Source organism: Exiguobacterium sp. s138 (assembly GCF_018618775.1).
GTDB lineage: Bacteria > Bacillota > Bacilli > Exiguobacteriales > Exiguobacteriaceae > Exiguobacterium_A > Exiguobacterium_A artemiae.
In genome coordinates this window covers 689,589-711,982 of record NZ_JACSMW010000001.1, presented here as the reverse complement: position 1 = coordinate 711,982, position 22,394 = coordinate 689,589, and the positions used below count along the sequence as shown (strand labels likewise).

Annotated in this window: 21 protein-coding genes and 4 pseudogenes; 13 read left to right on the top strand and 12 right to left on the bottom strand. The window is 43.6% G+C overall.

Annotated features, from left to right (window positions below):
• Positions 1-119: 119 nt before the first annotated feature.
• The 4 genes and pseudogenes from KNP91_RS03765 to KNP91_RS03750 all read right to left on the bottom strand — a co-directional run.
• Positions 120-545, bottom strand: coding sequence for an HTH domain-containing protein (locus KNP91_RS03765; protein WP_131504528.1), 426 nt, complete (start codon positions 543-545; stop codon positions 120-122).
• A gap of 102 nt (positions 546-647) precedes the next feature.
• The gene (locus tag KNP91_RS03760; protein WP_214848746.1) at positions 648-1,364 is read right to left on the bottom strand and encodes a 2-hydroxycarboxylate transporter family protein; all 717 of its coding nucleotides are present in this window, start codon (positions 1,362-1,364) and stop codon (positions 648-650) included.
• A 382-nt stretch (positions 1,365-1,746) separates the two neighbouring features.
• Positions 1,747-2,139 (bottom strand): DUF2512 family protein, encoded by a 393-nt coding sequence (locus KNP91_RS03755; RefSeq protein WP_214848744.1) that lies wholly within the window; start codon positions 2,137-2,139, stop codon positions 1,747-1,749.
• Between the two features lie 133 nt (positions 2,140-2,272).
• Positions 2,273-2,464 (bottom strand): annotated as a pseudogene (locus KNP91_RS03750) (glucose starvation-inducible protein B); the annotation flags it as partial.
• A 445-nt stretch (positions 2,465-2,909) separates the two neighbouring features.
• On the opposite strand from KNP91_RS03750, the gene KNP91_RS03745 reads away from it, so the two are divergent.
• The 3 genes from KNP91_RS03745 (at position 2,910) to KNP91_RS03735 (ending at position 6,867) form a co-directional block, all read left to right on the top strand.
• On the top strand, positions 2,910-5,294 hold the full coding sequence (locus tag KNP91_RS03745) for a sensor histidine kinase (protein WP_214848741.1): 2,385 nt from the start codon (positions 2,910-2,912) through the stop codon (positions 5,292-5,294).
• 65 nt (positions 5,295-5,359) lie between these two features.
• Complete coding sequence (locus KNP91_RS03740) at positions 5,360-5,665, top strand: hypothetical protein (protein ID WP_214764887.1); 306 nt, start codon at positions 5,360-5,362, stop codon at positions 5,663-5,665.
• An 86-nt stretch (positions 5,666-5,751) separates the two neighbouring features.
• Entirely contained in the window at positions 5,752-6,867 is a 1,116-nt protein-coding gene (locus KNP91_RS03735) for a M14 family metallopeptidase (RefSeq protein ID WP_214848738.1), read from the top strand.
• A 148-nt stretch (positions 6,868-7,015) separates the two neighbouring features.
• On the opposite strand, the gene KNP91_RS03730 is transcribed toward KNP91_RS03735, so the two are convergent.
• From KNP91_RS03730 to KNP91_RS15675, 3 genes and pseudogenes are all read right to left on the bottom strand, one after another.
• The gene (locus KNP91_RS03730; RefSeq protein ID WP_214764889.1) at positions 7,016-7,732 is read right to left on the bottom strand and encodes a DUF421 domain-containing protein; all 717 of its coding nucleotides are present in this window, start codon (positions 7,730-7,732) and stop codon (positions 7,016-7,018) included.
• 153 nt (positions 7,733-7,885) lie between these two features.
• Positions 7,886-8,173 (bottom strand): annotated as a pseudogene (locus tag KNP91_RS15680) (zinc ribbon domain-containing protein); the annotation flags it as partial.
• Positions 8,158-8,352 (bottom strand): annotated as a pseudogene (locus tag KNP91_RS15675) (helix-turn-helix domain-containing protein); the annotation flags it as partial. The pseudogenes KNP91_RS15675 and KNP91_RS15680, both read right to left, overlap by 16 nt.
• 449 nt (positions 8,353-8,801) lie before the next feature.
• On the opposite strand from KNP91_RS15675, the gene KNP91_RS03720 reads away from it, so the two are divergent.
• The 5 genes and pseudogenes from KNP91_RS03720 (at position 8,802) to KNP91_RS15670 (ending at position 13,168) form a co-directional block, all read left to right on the top strand.
• Positions 8,802-10,109 (top strand): ABC transporter substrate-binding protein, encoded by a 1,308-nt coding sequence (locus KNP91_RS03720; protein ID WP_214764890.1) that lies wholly within the window; start codon positions 8,802-8,804, stop codon positions 10,107-10,109.
• Positions 10,106-11,014, top strand: a complete 909-nt coding sequence (locus KNP91_RS03715) for a carbohydrate ABC transporter permease (RefSeq protein ID WP_214764891.1) — start codon at positions 10,106-10,108, stop codon at positions 11,012-11,014. Before KNP91_RS03720 ends, KNP91_RS03715 begins: the two co-directional genes overlap by 4 nt.
• Positions 11,011-11,841, top strand: a complete 831-nt coding sequence (locus tag KNP91_RS03710) for a carbohydrate ABC transporter permease (protein ID WP_214764892.1) — start codon at positions 11,011-11,013, stop codon at positions 11,839-11,841. The genes KNP91_RS03715 and KNP91_RS03710 overlap by 4 nt, the downstream gene beginning before the upstream one ends.
• A 255-nt stretch (positions 11,842-12,096) precedes the next feature.
• A pseudogene (locus KNP91_RS03705) lies at positions 12,097-12,900 on the top strand (AI-2E family transporter); the annotation flags it as partial.
• On the top strand, positions 12,869-13,168 hold the full coding sequence (locus KNP91_RS15670) for an AI-2E family transporter (protein WP_312846455.1): 300 nt from the start codon (positions 12,869-12,871) through the stop codon (positions 13,166-13,168). The pseudogene KNP91_RS03705 and the gene KNP91_RS15670, both read left to right, overlap by 32 nt.
• Here KNP91_RS15670 and KNP91_RS03700 read toward each other — a convergent pair.
• Complete coding sequence (locus KNP91_RS03700; protein WP_214848736.1) at positions 13,118-13,684, bottom strand: DedA family protein; 567 nt, start codon at positions 13,682-13,684, stop codon at positions 13,118-13,120. The two genes, KNP91_RS15670 and KNP91_RS03700, sit on opposite strands and share 51 nt — an antisense overlap.
• 59 nt (positions 13,685-13,743) lie before the next feature.
• Here KNP91_RS03700 and cls point away from each other — a divergent pair, with 59 nt between their 5' ends.
• The gene (gene cls, locus KNP91_RS03695) at positions 13,744-15,183 is read left to right on the top strand and encodes a cardiolipin synthase (protein WP_214848735.1); all 1,440 of its coding nucleotides are present in this window, start codon (positions 13,744-13,746) and stop codon (positions 15,181-15,183) included.
• Between the two features lie 272 nt (positions 15,184-15,455).
• Positions 15,456-16,499: a Fic family protein gene (locus KNP91_RS03690; protein WP_353048709.1), complete on the top strand. Its 1,044-nt coding sequence runs from the start codon at positions 15,456-15,458 to the stop codon at positions 16,497-16,499.
• Positions 16,500-16,623: 124 nt separating this feature from the next.
• Here KNP91_RS03690 and KNP91_RS03685 read toward each other — a convergent pair whose 3' ends face one another.
• The 3 genes from KNP91_RS03685 to KNP91_RS03675 are packed head-to-tail and all read right to left on the bottom strand — an operon-like array spanning position 16,624 to position 18,326.
• The gene (locus tag KNP91_RS03685) at positions 16,624-17,067 is read right to left on the bottom strand and encodes an NUDIX domain-containing protein (RefSeq protein WP_214764896.1); all 444 of its coding nucleotides are present in this window, start codon (positions 17,065-17,067) and stop codon (positions 16,624-16,626) included.
• Positions 17,067-17,648, bottom strand: coding sequence for a YdeI/OmpD-associated family protein (locus KNP91_RS03680; protein ID WP_214764897.1), 582 nt, complete (start codon positions 17,646-17,648; stop codon positions 17,067-17,069). Before KNP91_RS03680 ends, KNP91_RS03685 begins: the two co-directional genes overlap by 1 nt.
• Positions 17,649-17,663: 15 nt before the next feature.
• A complete protein-coding gene (locus KNP91_RS03675) occupies positions 17,664-18,326 on the bottom strand; it encodes a Type 1 glutamine amidotransferase-like domain-containing protein (protein WP_214848730.1) in 663 nt (220 codons plus the stop codon).
• A gap of 276 nt (positions 18,327-18,602) precedes the next feature.
• Here KNP91_RS03675 and KNP91_RS03670 point away from each other — a divergent pair, with 276 nt between their 5' ends.
• From KNP91_RS03670 to KNP91_RS03660, 3 genes are read left to right on the top strand one after another with little or no spacing between them, the layout of a single operon-like run.
• A complete protein-coding gene (locus KNP91_RS03670) occupies positions 18,603-19,610 on the top strand; it encodes an ROK family transcriptional regulator (protein ID WP_214764899.1) in 1,008 nt (335 codons plus the stop codon).
• Positions 19,607-20,785 carry an MFS transporter gene (locus tag KNP91_RS03665; protein ID WP_214848728.1) on the top strand — a complete coding sequence of 393 codons (1,179 nt, stop codon included), beginning with the start codon at positions 19,607-19,609 and terminating at the stop codon, positions 20,783-20,785. Before KNP91_RS03670 ends, KNP91_RS03665 begins: the two co-directional genes overlap by 4 nt.
• 25 nt (positions 20,786-20,810) lie before the next feature.
• Entirely contained in the window at positions 20,811-21,191 is a 381-nt protein-coding gene (locus tag KNP91_RS03660; RefSeq protein ID WP_012370293.1) for a VOC family protein, read from the top strand.
• A 91-nt stretch (positions 21,192-21,282) separates the two neighbouring features.
• Here KNP91_RS03660 and KNP91_RS03655 read toward each other — a convergent pair whose 3' ends face one another.
• The gene (locus KNP91_RS03655; protein WP_214848725.1) at positions 21,283-22,224 is read right to left on the bottom strand and encodes a sensor domain-containing protein; all 942 of its coding nucleotides are present in this window, start codon (positions 22,222-22,224) and stop codon (positions 21,283-21,285) included.
• Between the last annotated feature and the right edge of the window lie 170 nt (positions 22,225-22,394).

The following is a 22,394-nucleotide window of genomic DNA, read 5'->3' as shown; positions in this document are numbered from 1 at the left end:
GAGCCAGGCGTAATAACCACTGCGGCTCACTTCAGCGAGCGTACATAGATCCGTCACGAACCGCCTAGATGATTGTTTCCGTAAGACAATATTGATTGCCTGATAGCGCTCAGATGCGGTTAGTTTCGGTGCTTCGCCTCTCTTTCGAGAGCATCGAGCTTTTTTAGTAATTCGTTCTCCGCTGTGAGGTACTTAATTCGTGCTTCAGCTTTCGCAAGGCGTCGTTCGACGGAATCGTCTTTTTTCGGTCGACCTCCAAGATTTGATTTTCCACGTCGCTCATTCAAGAGTCCTTCTTCTCCATAAATGCGATAGGTCTTCCTCCATCGTTTCAACGCTTCGTTCGTTGTTCGCTTACCAATCATGTCCAGGTCAAAGCCGCTTTCCTCAAAGATTTGAATCGGCCGCTTACCAGCTAAATTCTCACGTACAGCGTGAATCTTAAATTCTCCTTTGTATTGAATCGTACGATCTGATACCGAGGCTACGTGAAGATTCGCTTCAAGTTGCCTGATTTGATCTGGATTGAAGGTGCGTCTGTTCATGAATAGTTCTCCCGTCTAAATTGAATAGGTACAGTATATCGATTTCTTTAAACACAAAAAACCCCGAATGGGGTCTTTTATCAAGTGTCCACCATTCAGGGTTCAGTTCACCGTCGAGAAGCCGGCAACGACCATTTTCGGTAAAATTTCATCTTCAATGATCTGGACCTCATCTTCCGTCTCTCCAATATTTTTTGCTGCTTGCTGACTGAGAATCAATGTACCGGGAAAACCATATAGTGACGTCAAATCGATTGCAATCGCCATCGGGTACGAGTAACCGAGGAACTTCCCGGCAAGCATCGAAAATAGGACAATCCCGAGCACACCGAGAATGAAGGCAATCAACAGTGGCACAAACAGTTCGACGAGGTCCGCAAATGAGGTCGTAGCGAGCGGTCCGAAGATGATCAACAAAATCACGAGCATCATCAAACCGTACGCGTCAATTCCGTTTAAGACGTTTGGTTTCAAGACACCGGTCGCCCGTAAGGCAATCCCGAGTAATAAGGCAATGACAAACGTATTCAGCCATCCGTTCGTTAAACCGCTGAGAAACGACGAGACGATGACGACGACACCGACGACGAACAACGTGCCGGCCGTCGTCTGGAACGGCTCCGGCGAAATCGTCTGTTTCTCGGATGTTTCGGCCTGGTCGATGGCTGCTTTTCGTGTAATGCTGCCATCACGGACTCCGTCGCGGATCCGCAACGCTTCCTTGCGCAGAATGACCGACGTCAGTGGAAAACCGATCAACCCTTGCAAGGCGGCAATCAAGACCGGAAAGACGGCGACCGAGATCAATCCGGCATTCAACGCTTGTTCCTGAACGATGATGACGAAAATCGTTCCGCCCCTTTACTATTTGTCGCAATGACGGTCGGACATTTGATGACAAAATGAGAATTTTAACGATGAATTATATAAGGAGAGTTTTATTATCCTTTCTAGTGTAAAAAATGATCGTCATCACCTTTACAATTTGGGAAATTGGCAAAGAGGAAAATAGAGGTACCCGGTCTAATTTCAAAACCGGACATACAAGAGTTACCCAATTATTCTGACGATTAAAACAATGTTAAATTTTTACATCATTATTCTATTTTTTAAAAGTTAGTCATGAGTAAGTAAAGTGCTGTTTAAATAAAAGGAGATATACTTCAAAAATTTGAAGTATATCTCCTAAGTAGAACCATTATTAATATTTAGACAGATGACTTCTCTTGTGTACCTCTTTCATCTGACGGTTTTTTAATAACCATTCATGGAAAAAGTATTCGACTACTGCTGTAACTAGACCAGTATACAGACCAGCAAGAGCAATGGATTTGGTATATTCCCCTTGTACTGTCCCTGTAAAAAACCACGTTAGTAGAAAAACAAGCCCAAAATCCGCACTTGTAGCTATAAGATTTCCAGCTTTTCGTAAAATGACATAATCATCAAGTAGATAGGCAATAATTCCAATTGCGAGTGCCATCCAAACAGAGTGATACCATTCTATATCAAAACCTACCGTTAAAATGAGCAAAAATATAATTAACAGTGCCGGCAACTTAACCATCAATGCCTTGCCATGACTCCAATTCATATTGCCACCCCCATTTCAATCAAATCATCATATAATGCGAATGAGCCGGTTTTTTTTCCGGCTCATTTCTTTTAGTTATAAAAATCTCCGTTACCTCTCAATATTTCATATGCCACAAAAAACTTAATAATTAATTGTTGGATTGATTTTTCTGACCGCCTTTTTGTCCGATCTCTTCAAAGTGTTCTCGATCATGATTTTCAGCGTTTGCTTGACCACCTTTTTGTCCGATCTCTTCAAAGTGTTCTCGATCATGATTTTCAGCGTTTGCTTGACCACCTTTTTGTCCTGCTTCTTCACGACTCATTTTGTTATTGTCCGCCATGATTGAATTCCTCCTTTAAATTTTTAATGATCGTACATGTTCTATGTACCCCATACATATACTTTCAATACATGTTTAAGTGTTACAGATTTTTTACAATTTTATAAATACCCTCTTTCACGAAAATCTCTTTAAACATTTTTCCTGATTTTTATCTTTTTAAACAATTTCCCCACCGTAAAAAAGAAAAAAATTAATCGTTCAAGAATTTAGCTAAAAAACTTTTTTTATATTTTAAGTAATTAGATTTTGATTACTTACGCGTTAACAAAATCCTATTACTCTCTTTCTTTTTTCGCGAATTAATAATTAATATCTGAAAGGAATCAGATTTCGTACAAATTTTTAATAACATGTGTAAAATAAGTATGTTTTCTGATACGATATTATAAATTGTTTCAATTTATTTACTAGTCACTAATTTAATTTTTAGGAAGAGGTAATCATGAAGTCGATTTCAAAAAGTTTAAATCGGAAGTTTTTAGGTTTGATGCTGTTAAACTTTTTAATATTTTTAACTGTTACTACAATCACTTCTTTTTTATCGATTAAACAGATTGAAAAAAATCATGCGGTGTTATCAGAATATACCGAACAAAAAGTAGAAGCCCGACACTTGTGGACCCAATTACAACAAATGAACATAAATATTCAAGCTTCAATGTTAGATAAAAAAATCGACACTCAGAAGTTAAATCAAAAATTAGATAAAATCAACCATCAACTAGAACTATTTTCTCGTAAAAACACTTCTCAACGTTCGCAATCGTTTATTGATTCTGCACGACAGCTTTCGTCCCATTATGCCCTAGTACTGATTCCTCTCGCGAAGCTCTATACAGAAGAAAATAACGATACCGAAGGGCTAGAAACTATTTTACAGGATAGAAATATCCCTTATACGGTTCGGAATATCGGAAATGACCAATCGACGTTTGCAATCGATACTCGTTTTTTTTTAGAAAATACGAACAAATCGGTTGAATCTTATTTTCAAAGCATACACAACCAGGAAAAGCAGGACCAAAAACGTTTAGAAACCAAAACACGCATGGCATTATGGGGCTCCTTTGCTTTATTAGTCGTTATTTTTGCTATTTTAAATGGTTGGACGTTTAAATTGATTGATCGTTTAAGAACAGATCTCGTACGTCTCATCCGTCAAACTAAAAATCCATATACACTCACTTCGGTTCCCTTATTGAATAGACAGGATGAACTTGGTTCACTTGGAAATGCATTGCAACAAATGATGGCGATGTTATCTTTTCAGCAATCCCAAACGAATCAAATAAATGACAGGCTCATTGCTAGTAATCAAGAACTTCAGCAAATTTTAGCTGATAAAAACCGATCACAAGAACAATTACAGTTTCAAAATGAATTTGCTCGAAGATTATTAAAATATGATGCACCGAACTGCATTCATGGACTTGTTGAGGATATCGCGCATCACCTCCAAATAGAGGAAGTTGCCTTAACATTGTTGATGCCGCAACACGAACTTATCGCATTTCGGTCGACTGCCGAACGGCTTATTCCCGAAAAAATCCGGATTGATTTAGAGAAGCAAGCAGAACAGTTTCAATCACCTCAAGTCTGGATGCATCAGCAGCGAAAAATTTGGGCAATTCCTCTGCTAGATTCTAAAGAAACTGTTCCATTTGCTGTTTTCACGTATATTGAACCGCTTAGTATGGATGCTCAGACGATTTTTGCACTCTCAAATATCTTGTCACTTGGTGTCTTACGTGTACAGAATATGCGGAAATTAAATGAAGATAAGTTGAAGACGCAACGCATTTTAAATAGTTTACGTGAGGCAATTATCTATGTGGACTTATCGGCCGGGCAGCTCATTCACAACAGGGCACTTTCCAACCTTTTTCCGGAACTCTCTGATTTACCAGAAGATACTCAAGAATTAGCATCCATTACGAAAGTGATGGAACGTCTCATTGTAGACCATCAAGCTCTTTCACTGTATATGGATGAGGTAAGGCGTCACCTTGAAGTCGGGCTTCCGATTGCCACACAAGATTTTGAAATCAGACAGAATCGATACGTTCGGCTTTATACGGAGATACTAGACGACCAACGAGGTCTCATTTTTGTATTCCGAGAACGCACAGCGGAAGTTGAGACCATTCAAAAGGAGAAATCGTTCATTTCGATGATTTCACATGAATTACGGACTCCTTTAGCTTCAATCGAAGGATTCAGTGAATTGATGATTCACCGAAAACTGCCTCCTGATAAACAATTAAAATATTTAAAAACTGTCAAAACCGAAGCCCAACGGTTGGGACATCTTGTATCTGAATTTCTTGATTACCAACGAATGAGTCATCAGAAAGAAAAATATCATTTTGAGCCATTTGATCTTTCAAACTTAGTGGTGGAAATTGTTGATTGGATGAACATTTCTGTTCCTTCTCACCAAATTATATTTGATACGAAACATACGAAGTGTAAAATCCTCGCCGACGAAGACAAAATCCGTCGGCTGTTGATCAATCTAATAAATAATGCAGTCAAGTATTCTCCCGACAATCCGCGGATTGACGTTTTGCTGGATTGTAGTCCGGAAGAAGTTGTTGTAACAATCAGTGATAATGGTCTAGGCATTCCCAAAAAAGATATTCCGCACCTGTTTGATTCGTATTACCGGGTGGATCATCAGGAGCATAAAAAAATACAAGGTACAGGACTTGGTCTGCTGATTTGTAAGGAAATTGTTGATGCTCATGGTGGTCAGATTTCTGTTTCCTCAGAAGTAAACAAAGGAAGCGATTTTTTAATTCGCTTACCTTTGAAACACACTCAATAAAAGCGCCATTTCTGGATCAATCAATTTATTTTCGAAGAACATAATCAATTAGGAAGTGAAAATGAATGGAAAAAGAGTTGGATCGTATCGTCAGTTGTATGAATCAAGATTATCAATATCAGCGGATTTCATTTTCCGGGTTAGTTTTAAAAAAAACAAGTCCGAGCATCCTGTTGATACAAGATCATATCAAGCGAGAGATCAATGAGCCGTTGTATCAATATCCGGATTTTGTCTCTGAAATCGAAAATGTGTTGCGGCGGTGTTTCATTGATGTTCGGGGTAAGATGGAATCGGAAGAGCCAACTGAAATTTTTATTTCAAAGGCACAACTGTATTCCCCTTATCACTATTTAGTGACATTTCTTTAAAATCGTCGAACTGGAGTTTGAAAACAGACGTGAACGTCAAATTATATATTATTTATCACTTTAAATAATCGAAGGAGAGTTTTCTGATGCTACAGTATTTTTCTGGTACTTTTGAATGTGCAAGAAGCCGTTTTATCGAAGATTCTCATTATTTTTTGAAATCAAGTTACCCTGAAATAGATCATTCCATTTTCCGTCAAACGGCAGACACTCAGTCAGATTTGATTCATGCAAAACGAGAAGGCAATCAAACTTTGCTAGTATTGAGTAGTGGCTTACATGGAATCGAAGGGTATACAGGTAGCGCCATGCAACTACGTTTTCTTGAATATTATTTGTCACATCTTGATACAGGTACAGTTGATCTGTTGCTGCTTCATGGCATCAATGCATATGGCATGAAGCACCATCGGAAAGAATCAGACAAAAACATTAATTTTAATCGAAATGCCATAGAAGACTGGACAGACGCCGATTTATCGAATCCTGAATTCAAAAAAAGTTCTGATCTATTTGTTCCAAGAAGCGTCACAGGTAGCAAATTAGAGTATTTTCCGTTTCTGTTTAAGACAATTAAACACCTTGTACAGTTAGGTCCTAAGCGGTTTATGAAAGGTGCCACATTAGGCCAGTTTGAATTTCCGGCAGGCTTTTATTACGGAGGACCAGCACCGGATCCTTATTTCCATCAAATTCTTACCCAACTGACAAATCGATTTTCAGCCTATACGCACATCTTGTTTCTAGATTGTCATACCGGATTTGGTCATCAAGCTGAAGTACAGTTGGTCATGTCGTCTGAAGATCCGATGCACTCAAAAGATGTAAAAAAAATATTCCACTACCCGATTGTAGAAAACCCGAGAGAACAACAATTTTACAAAATTGAAGGAGAATGGCTCAATTGGATGTATCGTTACACAAAACAACAGAACCTTGGATTCATGGGGTTTACTGTAGAATGTGGAACCGTCGGAAAAGGACCGATCGGGCTTTTACGCTCCTTAAAAGCAACGATCGATGAAAGTCGTCTCTTTGCCGGGCGAGCCGAGTGTGCACCTGCCATCCGAAAACGATTTGATGAACTCTATATTCCTTCAAGTAAACAATGGCGAAAACAAGTTTTAAAAGAAGCTGATCTTATCTTTGAACAGATGGTACAATTTATTAATGATCCTTCAAATCACACTTTGATGAAGTAAAATCTTAGCTCTGATTAAAATATGAAAAAAAATAGAGACGATTATCTTTCAATGATCGTCCCTATTTCACCCTTAAAATTACTTTTATATAGTAATGCTATCTTATAAATCAAGTAAATCAAGTAAATCAAGTAAACAAGCGTTATAATCAGTTTCCCTTTGAAGGTTCGAATGTTTTTGCTTCGTTCTCGATATACGTTTTTATGAAAAAACCTTCTGTTTCTGACCACTCCGCATATAAAATTTTTGATGTATCTTCGTAGCCCTCTTTTTTCAGCTCCTCATATAACCAGGCAATGGATTTTCCAACATGATAAAGAATATTCTTATTAATTTTCCCTTCATCTATAAATAAATAGTTGAGAGTTGAATCTTTTACGCTAATATCAATCATGTCGGCAGTAACAGTATCAGTCCTGGCATACTTTTTTAAACTAATTGCTCCCCCTGGCTCCAAATATAAATCTTTTACATCACGTAATGAGAAAGCTCCCTTTTGACGCAACATAATTCGAAGTTGCTCCATTTCAATATGATTTCGATTTAGTTCATCCAAATTCAACTTTCCATCTTTCATTAAAATCGAAGCTTCACCTTTAAAAAAAATTCGGACTTTATCGTATTTACGGGAAAAGAACTCTATTAAAAATAACATAACGCTCCATATAGAGATTGCAAATAAAAGTTCTAATGGTGAAATCGTCTCATCATAAATACTTTCTTCCAGGATTCCGCCCAACACAACCGAATGGATAAAATCGAACGGAGTAAGTTGCGAAATTGTTTTCTTACCCATAATTCGGGTCACTAATAATAATGCAAACAAACCACAGATTAACTTACTTCCAATCTCTATATAAGTCATTTTCCGCTCTCCTTTAATCTTTTTAAGGGATCTTTTCACTCTATTACTTTTGGATTTGCTTAAGTCTTCCTAAATTTAAATGCTACCTTTTGAACTACTCGGCACTAAAGTACCGAGATTCCTGAGTTATCCGACCTAACGGTCGAAAATTGATCAGGCTAACCCCGTCGTCACGCCGATTGAAGAAGCTAAGATGCGTTTTGCTTCTTGTTTGAGATTCAGTCCTGCCTTCACATCATGGTCGTGGTGTGAACGCAACTCGGGCATGTCCATTCACGCAAATCAAGATGTTTCAAGTCTTTGTGTTGATGTCTGCAACTGGAGGAAAGTTTGACTGGGAGCAAAGGTTTTGCCGACTTTCACGACGGTCTTCCCGTACCATTCTGCCTTGTACTCCACCATGCGGAAGAACGCAGACCAACTGACTTCAGAGATGGACTTTCTTTGGAACAAGAGACATAAGATAAGCCTTTCCTTGTCGCCTTGTAGCTTTCCTCCCGCTTCGCCAAAAAGTGGTTGAAGATGAATCGTGAACACCCGATTGTCTTTGCGATCAGGATTTCCTGCTCTTTATTTGGGTAGATGCGAAATTTGTACGCTTTATGTTTTTTCACCTTGATTTCCACCTCCTTTCGATATGTAGGTAGTCTATACAAAAAAACAAAAAAAGATGTCAAAATGTAGCGTATACCCAAACGGATTAATTTTTCGAAAGATCGAGTGAAAGCGATTGAGTCGTATCAGAAAGAAACATAAATTTCATCCTTTGCTGGAGCAGTTTATGAGTTGATCCGCAAGAGATTGGAGATGTCGAACAGTAGGGACGACTAAAGCAGCCATCCCTTTCTCGAAGCCGATTCATCTCACGACTGAAGTCATAAGTGTTCTCGGCTATTTCATAAATTCTTTTTTAGTATAAGAAGAGGTTTTTTATAGGTATTGAAGATACTTATCGGATCGTGTAAATAACGATGATTGATAGCTCATAAAGATGGGTATTTTATTCATGTATAAAAATTATACCTTTATAAAAATTATACCTTATTCATTATTAAAGGAGGAGTTACTTATGAAAAAAGTGCTTTTAATCGTCTTACTCGTATTGCTTGTATCAGGTCTTGCTGCTGGTGTTTTGTACATGCAAGACAAAGCCAATTCTGACCAAAATCAGGACGGGCGCAAAGTCGTTGAATTCTGGTCGTTTTGGGGATCCGAAACACGTCGTCCCATTATCGAGAAGATGATTGATGATTACAACGCATCCCAAAATGAAGTGCGGGTCAAGCATACGTTCATCCCCTTTGGGGATATTTGGACGAAAGAATTAGCAGCCGTCGCTTCTAAAAATAAAAATGCAATTCCTGATGTCGTCGTAGGTGATATTAACGCCATTCAATTACGGGCGAAGAAACAACAAATTGAACCACTCAATCCATTGTTAGATGTCAAAAAACTTAAAAGTACAACTCATCAAGAGGCTTGGAAAGCCGTGACTACTGAAGATACGTTATATGCAGCTCCATTCACGCTTGATACCCGAATCTTGTTTTATAACAAAAAGATGCTCCGTGCAGCAGGTTTCATGACACCGCCTAAAACGTGGTCAGACTTAGAGAAGATGAATGAAAAAATCACTAAAACTAGTGGTTCGTCCTTTGAACAAGTAGGTTTCCACCCTCTGTTCGGTGTAGGAGCTGATGTTTGGCTAATCAATACAGATGGTCGTAATTATTTAGACAATGGAAAAGTGACCATCAATACACCAGAAGATCAAGCGGCCTTAGAATGGATCAATCGATTTAATCAAAAAATGGGACGAAAAAAAATTGATGTTTTTAAAGCGGAATTCGGAGAACAACAAGCTAATCCCTTCCTCTCACAAAAAGTGGCTATGTATGCAGATGTGCCCACATTTTATACTCAGATTCGGGATTATGCGCCATCACTGGACTTTGGAGTAGTTCCCTTACCGGAAAGAAAAAAAGGAAGTGGTCACTATAGTTGGAGCGGAGGATTTGCGCTCGAAATCCCAAAAGGTGCTAAACATCCAAAAGAAGCGGCGAAATTCATCGCTTATATGACGAGTAAGGAAGCTCAAATGTACTGGGCAGAAAAAAATTATGATCAAGTGGCAAACACCGTAGCAGCACATGCAGTCGTGAACCGACTAGAAGGTGATGCGCAGGATGTCTATCAAGTAGCTGAGACTGCCATGAAGACGACGCTTCTGACTCCGACACCTGTTGAGGTCCCTGATCTTGTGAATTTAGTTAATCCAGAAATCGAAAAAGCAGTCTTAGGAAAATCTTCACCTAAACAAGCTTTACAAAATGCTCAAGAGAAAGTAGAGCAGTCAATGGCAGGTAAAAAAGAATGAAATCCACTTCCTCTTTAAAAAAACAAGATGCCTGGCAAGGATACCTGTTTATCCTGCCATGGCTTGCTGGATTTTTACTATTAACTGCGGGTCCTTTACTTTTCTCCTTGTATGCCAGTTTTACGAATTACGACATGACGTCTCAAATGAGCTTTGTCGGGCTATTCAACTTCAAGCAAATGTTTTTCCAGGATAGTTTATTTTGGGTTTCGTTATTCAATACATTATTTTTCGTTGCCTTCAGTGTTCCCTTGACGACAATAGGAGCGATGTTGCTTGCCATCCTGTTGAACCAAGGAATTCCGGGTCAGCGGGTATTCCGGACAATTTTTTACTTACCTGCTGTTCTCTCCGGGGTAGGTGTCTATTTATTATGGATGCAACTCCTTTCTCCTGCTTCTGGTCTTGTGAATACTTTACTTGGTTACGTAGGAATTGCCGGTCCTGCTTGGTTATCCGATCCTGAATGGACGAAGCCGGCCTTAGTTTTAATGAAAATGTGGTCTGTTGGTGGTAGTATGCTTTTCTATCTGGCCGCCTTACAAAATGTACCCCGGACATTGTATGAAGTTGGTTCCTTGGAAGGGGCGAATGCCTGGCATCGTTTTCGCTACATCACTTTCCCGCTGATCACACCCGTCGTCTTTTTTGACTTAATTACCAGCTTTATCGGAGCATTCCAAATCTTTTCCGAAGCGTATGTGATGAGCGAAGGAGGTAAAGGAGGACCCGTGAACTCGTTACTCTTTTATAATCTGCGCATTTGGCAACAGGCTTTTGAGTCTTATAATATGGGGTATGCGATGGCGATGTCGTGGTTCTTGTTTATCATTATTTTGCTGTTGACTCTCTTTAATTTCAAATGGGCACGTCGATGGGTGCATTATGAAGGTGAACAGCGATGAACAAACAAACCATACGAGGTGGAATCGTGTTTGTCTTTTTATGTATCGTTAGTCTCATCATCTTACTTCCTTTAGGATGGATGGTTTCAACCGCTCTGAAACCAATGGAAGAAATTTTAAGATATCCTCCTACCTTCTTTCCGGAAAATTGGAGATTTGATAATATTCTGGCGACTTGGAAGGCGGCTCCATTCGGTCTCTATTTAGTCAATACGTTATTTTTAACGGTTGTTTCTGTTCTGGCAAGTGTTTTGATTAATGCTTTTGTTGCGTACGGATTTGCCAAGATAAACTTTCCAGGTCGATCATTTTGGTTCATTGCTTTACTCGCTACGATGATGATTCCAGGGTTCGTCACGCTCATCCCGCAATATATTTTATTTTCCAAATTAGGTTGGCTCAATACGTATTATCCACTTATTGTTCCTTATTTTTTAGGAAGTGCATTCTTCATATTTCTTTTGCGCCAATTCTATTTACGAATTCCAAATGAAATGATTGAAGCGGCAAGAATCGATGGGGCAGGACATTTTTACATCTGGTGGCACATCATGCTACCCTTATCAAAACCGGCTTTAGCGACAGTGGCTATTTTTTCTTTTAATGGAGCATGGAATGATTTTTTAGGACCACTTTTATACTTGAATGACGAGACACGCTATACACTTCAGTTAGGGCTTCAAGTTTTTAAAAGTGAAGCGTCTACTCAATGGAATCTATTGATGACAGGATCTTTGTTTGCCCTTCTGCCCGTCATTCTGCTGTTCTTCTTTTTTCAACGCTATTTCATTCAAGGAATGGATTTATCGAGTGGTGACAAAGGATAACAAAAACAACCAAAAAACCACTTTCCTGCCTTCAAAAATCAGGGAAGTGGCTTTTTGTGATTCTCCTAAAAGTATGCTCCGCACGATAACCTACTCTCTCCACTTTTAATCCAACATCAGGATAAATAATTTGGTTTTCGGGGAAAGAACACATATGTCATCCATTAGTAGGAGGAGATTACCTTGTCCGGATTGATTTCCAATCGTTCCTTTCGTATCGGTCTGTTCATCCTGCTTGTACTTGGCATCATCTATATGGCACGACAGGTCGACTTTCTCTTTTATCCGTTACTCGTCCTGTTTACGACCATCTTCACCCCGTTCATCATCGCCGGAATTTTATTTTACCTCTCCGTTGGTTTCGTCGATTCACTCGAACGTCATCTCCGGTCGCGCAAACTGGCGATTTTTATCGTCCTGCTTTTGTTGTTTGCCTTTGTCATTTTGTTTCTCTTGACCTTATTCCCGCTGATCACGAAACAGCTTTTTGCCTTCATCAGTGCCGTCCCCGGTTTTGCTGAACGTCTGTACACACAATCCCTGTCGCTTTATGCCAAATACGGGACGTCGATTCCGTCACTCGAGAGCCAGTTTTCATCGGTCGAAAGTTCGATGAAAAGCGCGACTGCACTCCTCGGGAACGTCTTTTCCTCGATTGCCGGTTCCGTACTTTGGCTGATTCAGTTGATTGCCTCGACCGTTTTCACGTTGTTCATCGCCCTTTTTTTATATGTCTTCATGTTGGTCGACGGAAAAAAATTACCGAACGCGCTCGTCCAGTTCATCCCGATCAGTTACCGCAAGGAAGCCCTGCTGATTTTAAAAGACATGAACGGGACGATCCGCTCCTATGTCCGGGCGCAATTGATCGTCTGTACATTCGTCGGAAGTCTCGCGACACTTGTCCTGTGGTGGCTCGATGTCCCGTATTTCTTACCGCTTGGTCTGTTCATCTTCGCGACGAATATCATCCCGTACCTCGGACCGTTCCTCGGTGCTGCGCCGGCTGTCTTGATCGGCTTCTTGGATGAACCGATCAAAGGATTGTATGTCATCATCGGCATCACGATCGTCCAGCAACTGGATGCCAATGTCATCTCCCCGGCTCGTTCAGGGAAAATCCTTGAAGGTGCATCCGATTACGATTACGGTCGTCCTGCTCGTCGCCGGGCAACTGGCGGGAATTCTCGGTATGTTGCTGGCCGTCCCGTTTTATGCCGTCGCGAAGGTGACGGTGCTCAACATCATTAAGCTCGCGCAACTCCGGAAAATGGCGTTACGGACGGACAAACCAGTTCCGGATCGTGTCCCGGAAGATCCAACCTAACAAGCAAGACAGGATCAGTAGTCCCGGTAACAAGATGACACCGCCATGAGTTGCCCACCATGTCGAAAAGCGGCTCAACAGGCCGTAGGTGCCGAGCCGGTTGACGAGAATCGTCCACAGCAACGCATAGACGCCGGTTCCGGCTAACGTCACGAGCACGTAGGGGCGAAACGGATAGGCGAGCAGTCCTGCCATATAATGAATCGGACGCCGGACACCCGGCAGGAAAAACGACATAGCAATGGCGACCGTTCCTTTCTCCTGCAGAATCACTTCGGCTTTCGCGAGATGTTTATTGGTCAATAACTTTCGAAAGAAGGGAAGTTCGCGAAAAATACGGGGAATGCCGTAAAACAGATTAAAACACACGAAACAGGCGGACCAGACGGATAAAAAAATCAGGATAAGTGCTTGATCCTGGCGTAACCAGCTGCTGATTTGGCGGATGACCAACAAATCATCCGAAATCGGGATGAACAAGATACTCGAGATGAACCGGATCCATTCCGAAAACATGCTGTCTCCCCTCCCCTCCCATCGAAGTCATTCTTTCTGAAAACGAGGTGTTCGTATTGATGGACTATACCCTAATCTTGCCGGTTTTGCTCTATGTTGTCCTGTTTGCCAACGTCGCTGCGGCAATCGCCATCCTGTTTTTCGAACGGCGTGACGTCAGTGCAACCTGGGCCTGGCTGATGATTCTCTTTTTCTTACCCATCATCGGCTTTTTGATTTACTTATTGTTTGGCCGGTCATTGAAACAAGAAACGTTTTATCATGTCCCGGAAGCACGCCGGTTGGCGCGCGAAGAAGAGCTTGTGGCGCAAGCAAACGACGAAGTTCCCCGCGAAGCAACGCTTTACCCGTACCGTAAGTTGATTCAAGCGAACCGTACGTCAGGAGCCCTATTGACAGAAGCAAGCGATGTCCGGACGCTGTTCGACGGTCATCAAAAATTCGATACGTTACTCGCTGACATACAGAGTGCCCAAGTCGAAATCAATATTCAATACTTCATTTTAAAGCGCGATCTGCTCGGCGACCGGTTGTTAAATACTCTCTTCGAACAGGCCAAACGCGGCGTCAAAGTCCGGATTCTTTACGACGCGGTCGGTTCCTGGAAACTAAAAGCGAAGGACTTCGCGGCGTTCAAACAAGACGGCGGTGAAGTCCGCTCCTTCTTCTCTTCGCCGCTCGGCATCTTCAACTTGCGGATCAACAACCGGAATCACCGGAAACTTTGTACGATTGACCGGCAAATCGGTTACATCGGCGGTTTTAACGTCGGCTCGGAATATCTTGGAGAAGACGAACAGTTCGGCTACTGGCGTGATACCCATCTCCGGGTCCTCGGCCCTGTCGTCGAGGAACTCGAATTTCATTTTGAACAGGACTGGGACGCGGCAAGCAACGAACGGACCGATTGGTCGACGGCCCCGATTCCACCGATTGAAGTGACGACGGAACGGGTACAGGTTCAAATCGTGACGTCCGGACCGACCTCGGAAACGGAATACTTGAAAAACATGCTAATTCAGATGATCCATTCAGCAGAAAAATCGATTTATATCCAGTCTCCCTACTTTATTCCCGATGCCAGTTTCATGGATGCCTGCCGGATTTCCTTAGCGTCCGGTGTCTCCCTCAAAATCATGATTCCTAACCAGCCGGATCATCCGTTTGTTTACTGGGCGACATATGCGGCAGTCGGCGAATTGATTCAACACGGGGCTGAAGTCTATACGTATGAGATCGGCTTCATGCATGCGAAGACGATTGTCGTCGACGGGAAAATCGCATCGGTCGGGACGACGAACATCGACGCCCGGAGTTTCCGGTTGAACTTCGAAATGAATGCGATTTTGTACGATACGACGATTGCGGAAGAGCTGGAGTTGCTCTTTTTGTCCGACGTTGCCGACAGTGCCTTGCTGACCCGGGAAAAATACGCTGCCCGTCCGCGGATGATCCACTTTAAGGAAAGTATTTCGCGTCTGTTGTCACCGATTTTGTGACGTTACGAGTAGCTGCAATCGTTTAAATCATAAATTAGCTCATTTTCATGTAAACATGTTCATTTTAATTGTTTTTGACTATGTTTAACTGTTTTAAATCCATATTAATTAGTTCATTTTTGAATAAACATACTCATTTCATCCTAAAATGAGTATGTTTATTCTTTTTGAACACGTTTAAATACGTTATAGTTTAATTAAACATATTCATTTCTTTAATAAATGAATATGTTTAGCTATTAATGAGTCTATTAATGAAAGAGGCGCTACATGTGAGAAACTATACGTATCGTTATTTAAATACCATTGCACTACCGATGGAAACAGTCCGCTTGATCAGCCGGATCAATGAATATAAAGGAAAACAAGATTTATATAAACAACAGGCTCCTCAAATTCTCGATACGTTACGAGACGTAGCTGTCATTCAGTCGACAAAAGCATCGAACGCGATTGAGGGAATTGTCGTTACAGAAAGCCGCCTCCATACCATCATGTCGAAATCAGCCGATCCCGCCGACCGTTCTGAGGCGGAAATTGCCGGTTACCGAGATGTTTTGAATTTAATTCATGCTTCAGCACGAGATATCCCGATCAATGCGAACGTATTATTACAACTTCACAAGGAGCTTTATAAATTCGTTCCCGTCGAGGGTGGACGATGGAAGAATGTCGATAACGAAATCAGTGAATCCTTTCCTGACGGGACACGACGAACACGTTTCGTTCCGGTGCCGGCATTCGAGACTCCTGCCTCAGTCCAGGCATTATGCGATAGTTTGCGTGAGCGACGACAACAAGAAGATGTCGATCCACTTATCTTGACGAGCCTCTTTGTACTCGATTTCTTGTCGATTCATCCATTCAATGATGGAAATGGTCGGATATCACGCTTATTAACACTATTACTACTTTACCAGGAAGGTTTCGAGGTTGGACGGTACATTAGTCTGGAAAAGATCGTCGAGTCGCGTAAAGAAGATTATTATGAATCGCTTCGACTATCCTCTATCCACTGGCATCAGAATCAGCAAGATCCTTTCCCGTGGGTAAACTACCTGTTGAGCACAATCCTTGCCGCGTATAAGGAACTCGAGGATCGGGTCGGACTGATTACGACCGGCAATCAAAATAAGGCGGGACGAATTCGTCAATTTGTCGAAAGCCGAATCACACCGTTTACGAAAGCGGATGTCCGTAATGCCTGTCCGGATGTCAGCGAAGCCACCATCAATCGGCTTCTGCGTGAACTTCGGGATGAGGGACTCATAAAACCGTCAGGACGTGGACGAGGAGCAAAATGGATCAAAAGATAACCTTGATCTTACCACTCGTCCTAGGATTCTAAAAATGAAAAAGCATCGAGTACACGTGACAATCCCGAATACCTGATGCTTTTCATTTTTTTAGGTATTAGATTCAGAGGTGTTCTTCCTTATACTATAACCCTCCCCTGACTGCCCACGCCTGATGTGTATGAAACAATTCATTCACTGATTGAAGTGGCTGCCAGACTAGACGATGATCCAGTTCACGGGAAACTTGAATCTGCTTTAGCAATCGTATCTCAAAAAAGGATGCATCATTCAGGATCGCTTCTCCGCTTGGTGCCATTAGATACTGTTCGGCACGGCCGATCAACGCATCAATTTGAATCGTAAACCTGGTCTCTTCGAGTAGCTCTCTGTGGAGTGCTTGCTCCGGTGTTTCTCCTCGCTCGACTCCCCCACCCGGCAACAAAAGATTGTTCCATTTAGTCTCGACGGTTAAAAATGTCTGCTGTCGTTGATCGTATGCGATGCCATAGACACTTTGCTTATACTGGTAGTGTCGTCCCTTCAGTTTCACACCAAAAGTCGGTTTCTCCTGTTCAGAATCCATCATCAGTCATCTCCTTTATAGTCTCCCGTCAATTTCCCTCCGTCGTCATAGCGACCAAACAGTCGCCGTTGCGCCGTATAGTTCAAAAACTTGGTCAGACGTTTTTCATACTCCGCGCTGTCTCGCTTGCAGTCCTGGATATAACTGATCCTGACACGGATGTAGAGCTCCGGCAACGTCCGGAAAAATTGATAGGTGTCCGGATCTTTTTTCAGTTCCATGATGATGATGTGATCAATTTCAAACGGTACTGTCAAGTCAGGTGTCACCTTTATCCCTTGTTCTCGCATCTTTCCGAGTGCCATCAGTCGACGAACCCGTTCTTTATTCAGTTCGGTCCAGTGACTGTTTGTCCGACGCGGTGTAAATCGCTGAAGCAGACGGTCCCCGTCCTTCTTTTTAATCCCGTCAACCCAACCAAAACAAAGTGCTTCTTCGACGGTTTCGATATAATCCAACTGATATTTTTCTGCATCTTTTTTATCAAATACGAGCCAAACTTCGGTCTCTGTCAGATGATGGTTTTCCAGCCAACTCCGCCATTGCCCGATATGTTCGACGTACAATTGTGTCGTGATCTCCACTGGTCTCACCTCAGTTCAATCAAATCGTTTCCAGTGACCTTCTGAGATCACTTTCACTACGCCATCAACAACCTGAATCGCCGTTTGATCATCAATTGCATAGGACGGTCCTCTGAGATCAGCCGCCCATTTGACGGCTTCGTCCAATGTATTTTCCGGTAACAGTTCGTGATCCAGATGGGGGGAAATCGAAAAATCAACCAATCCAAGGGTTTCATCCGACGTTGTATGAGGCGGTGTCCACTCCACGAACGCTTGACCAATCCTTGGTGTCAGCACCATACTGCCGGCACTCAATCCGACGTAGACTGCTTTTAGCGAAGGCAATCGGTCGGCAAGTCCCGACTTTTTCATCCAGTAGTTTAAAAATAAGGGATCACCGCCATTTACCAACAAAACATCGGCCTGTTCGACAAGCGGCACCCAGAGTGATTCATCCAGACTCGGTAGTGCCGTCAATTCGAGAACACCCACCGACTGAAATCCTAATTCACACATCGGAGTGGAACCCGTTCCTGTGATGAACGAGTATGCGTGGTACGGTCCTTCTTTCATTCCGTAGAATGCTGTAGGAATGCAGAGGGCATGTGCTTCCTCAATCGGTTTTCCGAGTAAGTCGACGAGTGCACGACGTTGACTGTCATTTTGAATGCCGCCTGAAGTCAGCAATAATTTCATAAGAACCCTTCTTTCTGCTTAAAATATCGAACCATGCTGTGATTTTGTATATATCTCCATTTTCAAAAGATTTCCCTGCCGGTCATCCAGCCCCTTTCAGCCGTGCGGGTCATGTGTGCAAGAACTTTGGCAGCCGTTACCTACATTATGCTCCTCTTGATTCGCGTACGACAAACAACTTAAGTTTTTAAAAGTATTTGCTTTTTAAACCTCTGCTTGCTACACTCAATCCGAGTACTTATTAAAATATTTTAAGAAGTAAACAGGAGGTGCCTCATGGCCGGTATGAACACGGACTTATTAACCCAGTTGCGGCAAGCCCTCTTATTCGAGCGGCTTCAGACGATTCCGGAACTGAGCCGGACGCTCTCGACGAGTTTCCCGACAGTCAAAAAACATTTGGATATTCTAATCGAGAACGGTGAGGTCGCCGAAGAGGATTCGGATGTATCGAGCGGCGGACGTCCGGCTAAACGCTATCGTTCCCGGGCCGATCACACTCACGGATTGGCGCTGTATCTCGAACTCGATGCCATCGGTTACCGGATCTTCGACGCTGTCGGCACATTACTGACGAACGGAACGGAATCCGTTCCCCGTCAGCAACCGCACGTTCAAGCTCTCGTCCGCCTGATTCACCGGTTGCTTGCGCAAGATCCACGCATCACTTGTTTAAGTATCGGGGTGGCGGCGTCGGTCGAAAACGGGCAAGTCTTTTTCGCACCGGATTATCCGTCTTTGCAACAGGTCGATCTGAAACAGACGCTTGAATCCGAGTTCCATTTGCCGGTCGTCGTCGAAAACGATATGAATGCCGCCGTCATCGGCTTTCACGAAACCTATCAGCAGCGGCAACAGTCCCTGATTTATTTGTACTTAGGAAAAAACGGACCCGGTTCCGGGATTTTGATCAACGGACAACTCGTCCGCGGCAGCAGTCACTTTGCCGGTGAGATTTCCCTTGTCCCGCAGTATGACAAGGCGACGTTCGGACAACGGATCGCCGAACGAAGCGACGTCCTGAACGCAGATACGATCGATGGGATCAGCCGGTTGACGACGACATTCGCCGCGACACTGAATCCGCACCAGTTGATTTTTAACAATACGGAAGTGACTGCGTCGGATTTGGAACAAATCCGGACAACGACAGCCCGGTATATGCCGGAAGCCCATATTCCCCGGCTCGTCCGGAGTAATTGGGAAACCGATTATCTGAACGGCTTGACACGTCTCGGATTACAACTTCAGACAGAACAACCAATAAAGGGGACATCAACATGAGTGGAGTCTGGTTACTCAGCATCATCTATCTTGCCTTCATCAGTTTAGGATTACCGGACTCCTTACTCGGCGTCGCCTGGCCCGTCATGCGGACAGAGTTCGGGGCGAATCTCGAAGTCGCCGGCTGGCTGTTCATGACGATTGCCGGCGGAACGATCATCTCGAGTCTTTTCAGCGGCAAAATTCTCAACCGGTTTGAGACGAGTCATGTCACCGCCTTTTGTGCCGCAGTCACGGCTGGCAGCCTGCTCGGATTTTATTTTGCCCCTTCGTTACTGTGGCTGTTTCTGCTTGCGGTTCCCCTTGGTCTCGGTGCCGGCGTCGTCGACGCGGCACTCAATCATTTTGTCGCGACCCGTTACAAAGCACACCATATGAACTGGCTTCACTGCTTTTGGGGCGTTGGCGCTACGGCCGGACCGTTGATTATGGCAGCGATGATGAGCGAATCGGGCGACTGGCGCAGCGGATATCTGACTGTCGCACTGGTCCAGTTCGGTCTTGCCTTGCTGCTCGTCTTAAGCGTTCCGCTTTGGAAACAGGCACCGGTCGCAATTGCAGCACCGCCTGAAGAACTGTCCTTACACGGAACACAGGCGAAGCGTTTGACCGGTCTCCCGTTCGCGCTCGCCTCGTTTGTCCTCTATTGCGGTGCTGAAGCATTGATCGGTTTATGGGGCAGCAGTTATCTCGTCCAGGTCAAATCTTTTTCCGTCGAAACAGCGGCCACCTGGATTTCCGTCTATTACGGCAGCATCACCGTCGGCCGGTTTTTGAGCGGCTTTTTATCGCTCCGGATGACGAACCGCCAGTTGATTCGGTTGGGGCAAGGGACGGCTCTGCTCGGCAGTCTGCTGTTCTTCCTGCCTCTCGACGGTTTGATGCTGACCGGATTTATCCTGATCGGACTCGGACTCGCGCCGATTTATCCGGCCATGTTACATGAGACGCCGGTCCGGTTCGGCCAGGACGCGGCGAAACGGCTGATGGGGGTTCAGATGGCCTTCGCCTACAGCGGCAGTACGTTTTTGCCGCCGTTGTTCGGTGTTCTCGCCTCGTTCCTGACGTTACAGCTGTTCCCGGTGACAGGTTTCCTGATGATTCTGTTCCTGTTGCTCTGTTCCGAACGGCTGAACCGTGTCCTTGCGAAACGGGCATTGTCCCGCGCTTCCTAAATCATTCAAAAAGGAGTCTGCTCTCATGAAGATTGAACATATCGCCGTTTGGGTCAAGGATCTCGAACGGATGAAACACTTTTACGAAACGTATCTCGAGGCGCAGGCCAATGCGTTGTACCATAATCCGCTCAAAGGATTTTCGTCCTACTTTCTCCACTTTAAGTCAGGCGCCCGGCTTGAGTTGATGCACCGGACGGATATCGATCACGATGCGCCGCGCGACCGGTTCGGTTACGCCCACATTGCCTTTTCGCTCGGCAGCCGGTTCGCTGTCGATCAGCTGACGGCACGGCTCGAGGAGGACGGCTATAACCGAATCGACGGTCCGCGTCTGACAGGCGACGGCTACTATGAAAGCGTCTTTCTTGATCCGGAAGGACTGACGATCGAACTGACCGTCTGACACTAATTCAAAAACACCATGCTGTTTCGTACGCTTCCGGTCAAGGAGACGTCGAACTTCATGGTGTTTTCTTTTGCATGTGTCCGGCCAATCATTCTGTAAACAGTTTGTACCTGTTTTTTCCTGATGATTTTGCTTCGTATAACGCGATATCCGCTTGGCGGAGCAGCGTTTTCAGACTGCTGTCAGCGTCTTTGTAGGCGACGATTCCGATGCTGGTCGACAGTTCATATGTGTCCCACGTACTCAACCGGACAAGAATTTCATCTGCTTGATCGATCAATGCTTGCTGAGAATCAAAGTGCGTAAACCGAATGACAAATTCGTCTCCGCCCAAGCGGACGGCATAGGCTTCTTTTTGTCCTGCAATCAGTGACTTCAATCGTCTTGCGACCTCCTGCAGAACAGCGTCCCCGGCATCGTGTCCGTACACATCGTTGACGTTTTTGAAACCGTCCAAATCAAGGAAGAACAAGGCCCCTTCCGTCTGCGGATGCTGGTCAAATTGATGCGTCAAATACCGTCGATTGTACAGATCCGTCAACATGTCACGCCAGGCAAACCGCTCGAGTTCCAGATAATACGAAAACAGACGGACGATCCGTTGCAGTAACTCGATACTCTTGCTCTCGAACAAACTGACTTCATCATTGATGGCGCACAATGTACCGAACTTTTCTCCGTTCGCAAGCGAAATCGGAATCCCTAAATAGGACTGAACATTCGCCCCTTCCAGTACTTCCCTCATGCCGTCGAGACTGCGGTCTTTTGTGACATCTTCGTATATAAGCGGTTGTTTCGTTTGAAAATCGATTCGTTGGCAGAGCGAGTAATTCAAATCAATGACCATTCCTTCTGTGACCGGCATCCGGGTCTGCTCTTCGGACAGTTTAATGATCAATTGCTCGGTTTCATTGATAGCTGATAAATAAAACAGCTGTTCCGGCAGAATCTCTTTTGCAAGATCCAGTAAATCATCTGCCAAATCATCAAATTTCGTGTACATTTTCAGTTCTTCAAAGTGTATGTTCATTCAGCACCTCGACACGTCATAGTTTTTAAACACTTCGTCTGAGTTTTTTTATAGACAGCATCTGCTAATCTATTTCATTTTACCATATATCGGATATTGATTTGCCGTTCAACTCAAAAAACACCGCCTTGTCGCACAGTCTCTCAACAGAGAGCCGGGTACAAGGCAGT